Source organism: Streptococcus oralis (assembly GCF_001578945.1).
In the GTDB taxonomy this organism is placed as follows: domain Bacteria; phylum Bacillota; class Bacilli; order Lactobacillales; family Streptococcaceae; genus Streptococcus; species Streptococcus oralis_Q.
On sequence record NZ_KQ969551.1, the window covers coordinates 309,804 to 315,093 of the forward strand.

Here is a 5,290-nt window from a genome sequence, read left to right on the forward strand (position 1 = left end):
GGACAAGCTCCTACGTAGCCAAATGGCGCTTGTTTATGATGCCAAGGTTGCTGAGGTGAAGAGACTTTCAGAAGCTTTGTTGATGTTGGATACCAGTCGAATCGTGGCGCGTGGTTATGCAATTGTCAAAAAAGAAGAGTCCGTTATCGATTCGGTTGAAAATTTGAAGAAAAAAGACCAAGTGACGCTTTTGATGCGGGATGGTCAAGTAGAATTAGAGGTTAAAGATGTCAAAACAAAAGAAATTTGAGGAGAATCTAGCAGAACTGGAGACCATTGTCCAAAGTTTAGAAAATGGTGAAATTGCTTTGGAAGATGCGATTGCGGCCTTTCAAAAGGGCATGGTCTTGTCAAAAGAGCTCCAAGCGACGTTAGACAAGGCTGAAAAGACCTTGGTCAAGGTCATGCAAGAAGACGGAACAGAAAGTGATTTTGAATGAAGAAGCAAGAAAAATTAGCTCTTGTCGAGTCGGTTTTGGAAGATTTTTATGGAGACCAGCAGTTTGCTTCTAGTTTACGAGAGTCCGTTCTCTATTCCATTCATGCTGGTGGCAAGCGTATTCGCCCTTTTCTCTTGTTAGAAGTTTTGGAAGCCTTACAAGTTGCTATCAAACCTGCTCACGCGCAGGTGGCTGCGGCCTTGGAAATGATTCATACAGGGAGCTTGATTCACGATGATCTTCCTGCCATGGATGACGACGATTATCGTCGGGGGCGTTTAACCAATCATAAGAAATTTGGTGAAGCGATGGCAATATTGGCAGGAGATGCCTTGTTCCTAGATCCCTATGCCTTGATCGCGCAGGCAGATTTGCCAAGTCAGATCAAAGTCGACTTGATTGCCAACTTATCCCTTGCTTCAGGAAGTCTAGGGATGGTTGCAGGGCAGGTTTTAGATATGGAAGGCGAACACCAGCACTTGTCTTTGGAAGAACTCCAGGCCATTCATGCCAATAAAACAGGTAAGTTACTAGCCTATCCTTTCCAAGCAGCTGCTATCATAGCTGGATTGGTTCCTGAGATGCAGGCAAAACTGAAAATTGTTGGTGAATTGATTGGGCTGGCCTTTCAAGTCAGAGACGATGTGCTAGATGTGACCGCTAGTTTTGAGGAAATCGGCAAGACTCCGCAAAAGGATTTACAGGCAGAAAAGTCAACCTATCCAGCCTTGTTAGGCTTGAAAGAGGCCATTGCCTTTTGTAACCAAACTCTGGATCGAGCCGGGGCTAAATTAGAAGAAATCGCCCAACAAGTCAGTCTTGAAACAGAGCCGATTGTGAAAGTGGTAGAAAGTTTGAGAATCAATGGCTAAGGAAAGAGTGGATGTACTAGCTTATAAACAGGGTTTGTTTGAAACACGTGAACAAGCCAAACGCGGTGTCATGGCTGGTCTAGTGATTTCAGTGCTAAATGGGGAACGCTTTGACAAGCCAGGAGAGAAAATCCCAGATGACACTGAGCTAAAACTCAAGGGTGAAAAACTCAAGTATGTCAGCCGAGGTGGTCTAAAACTAGAGAAGGCCTTGCAGGTCTTTGATTTGTCAGTGGAGGGAGCGACAACGATTGATATTGGGGCTTCCACTGGAGGATTTACTGATGTCATGTTGCAAAATGGTGCTGAGTTGGTCTTTGCAGTCGATGTTGGTACCAATCAGTTGGCTTGGAAATTACGCCAAGACCCACGGGTTGTCAGCATGGAACAGTTTAATTTTCGTTATGCTGAAAAGACTGATTTTGAGCGGGAGCCGAGCTTTGCCAGTATTGATGTGAGTTTCATTTCCTTAAGTTTGATCCTACCAGCCTTGCACCGTGTCTTGGCAGATCAAGGGCAGGTTGTGGCTCTGGTTAAGCCCCAGTTTGAGGCCGGTCGTGAACAGATTGGGAAAAATGGAATCATTCGCGATGCCAAGGTCCATCAGAATGTCCTTGAATCTGTTACTGTTATGGCAGTTGAACAAGGTTTTTCAGTGCTTGGATTAGACTATTCACCAATCCAAGGTGGACATGGAAACATCGAATTTCTGGCATATTTGAAAAAGGAAGAGGGAGCAAGTAATCAAGTTGCCCCAGAAATAGAAAAAGTTGTAGAGAGAGCACATAGAGAATTTAAAGATGAATAAAAAAGAGAGACTTGAAAAAATTAGAAGATTTGTTACGGATTACCAAATCGGGACTCAGGAAGAAATCGTTGAGCATTTGAAGGAAGCAGGTATTTCTGCTACGCAAGCCACTGTCTCAAGGGACATCAAAGAGCTTGGGATTGTTAAAATTCCTTTGAAAAACAACACCTATATCTATGAGTTGCCAAAAACAATCGTAAGAAGTTTGCAGTTGGCTGAGAATAACATAGTGGGCTCTGAGCGCATGGGGAATATGATCAATCTGAACGTCATTCCTGGAAATACTGCCTTTGTCAAGAGCCAGCTGGTAAATGCTTTCTCAGAGAGAATTTTCAATTGTCTGGCAGACGACAACTCAATTTTAATTATCTTGAGAAATGAAGAAGATGCCAAGGAAATATTTGAACAAGTAAAAAAATGGTAGGTCGGTATGTTACTTGAAATTTCGATTAAAAACTTTGCTATTATCGAGGCCATTTCTCTCAATTTTGAAAAGGGAATGACAGTCCTAACAGGGGAAACAGGTGCTGGAAAGTCCATCATTATCGATGCGATGAATTTGATATTAGGAGCGAGAGCGACTACAGATGTCATTCGTCATAGCGCCCCCAAGGCTGAGATTGAGGGACTGTTCTCAGTTGAAAATAGCCGTCTTCTGCAAGAATTTTTTGAAGAGCAAGGTTTAGAATTTGGGGATGAAATTATCATCCGCCGAGAAATTCTTCAAAATGGACGTAGTGTTAGTCGTGTGAATGGGCAAATGGTCAATCTTTCTGTATTACGAACGATTGGTCAACATTTGGTGGATATCCATGGTCAACATGACCAAGAAGAATTGATGCGTCCGCAACTTCATATCCAGATGTTGGATGAATTTGGTGATGCAGCTTTCTTGGAGTTGAAGGAGACCTATCAGACGAGTTTTGATGCTTATCGCAAAATGCGCAAGCAGGTTTTGGAAGTCAAGAAAAACCAACAGGAACATAAGGCTCGTATCGAAATGTTGGAATTTCAAATGGCAGAGATTGAGGCAGTAAACTTGCAAGTAGGTGAAGACTCGGCTCTCAATCAAGAGCGGGATAAACTTCTCAATTACAAAAATATAGCAGATACGTTGACCAATGCCTACAGTATGTTGGACAATGAGGAATTCTCTAGTCTGGCCAATGTCCGTTCAGCCATGAATGATATGGAAAGTATCGAAGAATACGATCCTGAATACCGTGAAATTTCAAGTTCTCTATCAGAAACCTACTATGTTTTAGAAGATATTAGCAAGCGTTTGGAAGATATTATTGAGGACTTGGACTTTGATGGCAATCGTCTCATGCAAGTTGAAAGTCGTCTTGATTTTCTTCATAGTATCACGCGCAAGTATGGTGGTACTGTGGATGACGTTTTGCTGTATTTTACCAAGATTACGGATGAGTACAATCTTTTGACAGGAAATACTCTATCTTCTGAAGATATGGAAGTAGAACTCAAAAAATTGGAAGTCAATCTTGTTGACTTGGCAGGGCAGCTTGCATCAGCTCGTCATGATTTGGCCCAGCAGCTCGAAGCTGAGATTAAGCAAGAACTTCAGGACCTCTATATGGAGAAGGCACAGTTCCAGGTTCGCTTTAGTAAGGGCAAATTTAGTCGAGAGGGGAATGAAACGGTCGAGTTTTACATTTCCACCAACCCTGGTGAAGACTTTAAACCCTTAGTCAAAGTTGCATCTGGTGGGGAATTATCCCGTCTCATGTTGGCTATCAAGTCTGCCTTTTCTCGTAAAGAAGGCAAGACTAGTATTGTCTTTGATGAGGTGGATACAGGAGTTTCAGGTCGTGTAGCCCAAGCCATTGCTCAAAAGATTCATAAGATTGGCCAGCATGGTCAGGTTCTGGCTATTTCTCACCTTCCACAAGTGATTTCCATCGCGGATTATCAATTCTTTATTGAGAAGATTAGCGATGAGCACTCAACGGTGTCGACGGTTCGCCTCTTGACTTTAGAAGAGCGAGTAGAGGAAGTAGCTAAAATGTTGGCTGGGAAGAATGTAACAGAGGCGGCTCTTACCCAAGCCAGAGAATTATTGCAAACGAGGGAGAAATAAATGACAGACTATTATGTAATTGGAGATGTTCACGGGAAAGCAGGGATGCTAGAAGACCTTCTCAAAACCTGGGATGGTCAAACTCAGTTGCTCTTTCTAGGGGATTTGATTGACCGTGGTGAGGATAGTCGCCGTGTTCTAGAAATGGTCAAAGACTTGGTTGACAATCATGGAGCTATTTGTTTATCAGGGAACCACGAGTATATGTTTCTGACTTGGCTCGATGACCCAGAAGAAAGCTATGACCATTATCGTCGCAATGGTGGAGATACAACTATTAACTCTATTTTAGGTCGTCCCTTGGATGCACCAGTCGATGGCGTAGAAGATGCCAAACGTGTTGCGACAGAAGCAGCAGATTTGGTCGAATTTATTCGTCAAATGCCATTTGTAGTAGAGACAGACAAGTATATCTTTGTTCATGCGGGTATTGATTTGACCTTGGATGATTGGCATGAAACTACAGATTATAAGAAAGTCTGGCTCAGAAAACCATTCCACGAAGCCGAAAATCATACCGGGAAAACCATTGTCTTTGGGCATACACCAGTTTATGGCTTACTGAAGCAAGATCGAGGTACTGCCGAGCTTTGGATGACAGAAGATGGCAAGATTGGTATGGATGGAGGAGCTGTCTATGGTGGTGTCCTTCATGGAATCGTATTTACAGACCAAGGAATGACAGAACACCACTTTATCGAAAATGATGGTTTTATCGCCGAAGATTAGTACTCCTAGCAGGGTATGGTCTTGTCAAAATATTAAAAACAATTTATAATTAGTAGATACCCTGAAAGGAAGAGCATCATGAACTTAGAAGAATTAAAAAAACGACAGGAGAAGATTCGAAACTTCTCTATTATCGCCCATATTGACCATGGGAAATCAACCCTTGCAGACCGCATTTTGGAAAAGACGGAGACGGTTTCTAGTCGTGAAATGCAAGCACAGCTTCTGGATAGTATGGATCTTGAGCGTGAACGTGGGATTACCATTAAACTCAATGCCATTGAACTGAATTACACTGCAAAAGATGGAGAGACCTATATTTTCCACTTGATTGATACGCCGG

8 protein-coding genes are annotated in these 5,290 nt (G+C 42.7%); all 8 read left to right on the top strand.

What is annotated here, in order from left to right; genetic code table 11:
* A partial coding sequence (locus SORDD16_RS04180; protein ID WP_347230202.1) for an exodeoxyribonuclease VII large subunit occupies positions 1–250 on the top strand: 250 nt, incomplete at its 5' end.
* Complete coding sequence (locus tag SORDD16_RS04185; protein ID WP_000043226.1) at positions 228–440, top strand: exodeoxyribonuclease VII small subunit; 213 nt, start codon at positions 228–230, stop codon at positions 438–440. The genes SORDD16_RS04180 and SORDD16_RS04185, both read left to right, overlap by 23 nt.
* A complete protein-coding gene (locus SORDD16_RS04190; RefSeq protein WP_061452486.1) occupies positions 437–1,312 on the top strand; it encodes a polyprenyl synthetase family protein in 876 nt (291 codons plus the stop codon). The genes SORDD16_RS04185 and SORDD16_RS04190 overlap by 4 nt, the downstream gene beginning before the upstream one ends.
* Positions 1,305–2,120 (top strand): TlyA family RNA methyltransferase, encoded by an 816-nt coding sequence (locus SORDD16_RS04195; protein ID WP_061452487.1) that lies wholly within the window; start codon positions 1,305–1,307, stop codon positions 2,118–2,120. Before SORDD16_RS04190 ends, SORDD16_RS04195 begins: the two co-directional genes overlap by 8 nt.
* Entirely contained in the window at positions 2,113–2,544 is a 432-nt protein-coding gene (locus SORDD16_RS04200; protein WP_061452488.1) for an arginine repressor, read from the top strand. The genes SORDD16_RS04195 and SORDD16_RS04200 overlap by 8 nt, the downstream gene beginning before the upstream one ends.
* Before the next feature lie 6 nt (positions 2,545–2,550).
* Entirely contained in the window at positions 2,551–4,218 is a 1,668-nt protein-coding gene (recN, locus tag SORDD16_RS04205) for a DNA repair protein RecN (protein WP_061452489.1), read from the top strand.
* Positions 4,219–4,947 (top strand): metallophosphoesterase family protein, encoded by a 729-nt coding sequence (locus tag SORDD16_RS04210; RefSeq protein WP_061452490.1) that lies wholly within the window; start codon positions 4,219–4,221, stop codon positions 4,945–4,947. It abuts the gene before it with no gap.
* A gap of 78 nt (positions 4,948–5,025) precedes the next feature.
* Positions 5,026–5,290 (top strand): GTP-binding protein (locus tag SORDD16_RS11695; RefSeq protein ID WP_241733973.1); only part of this gene is annotated, 265 nt, incomplete at its 3' end.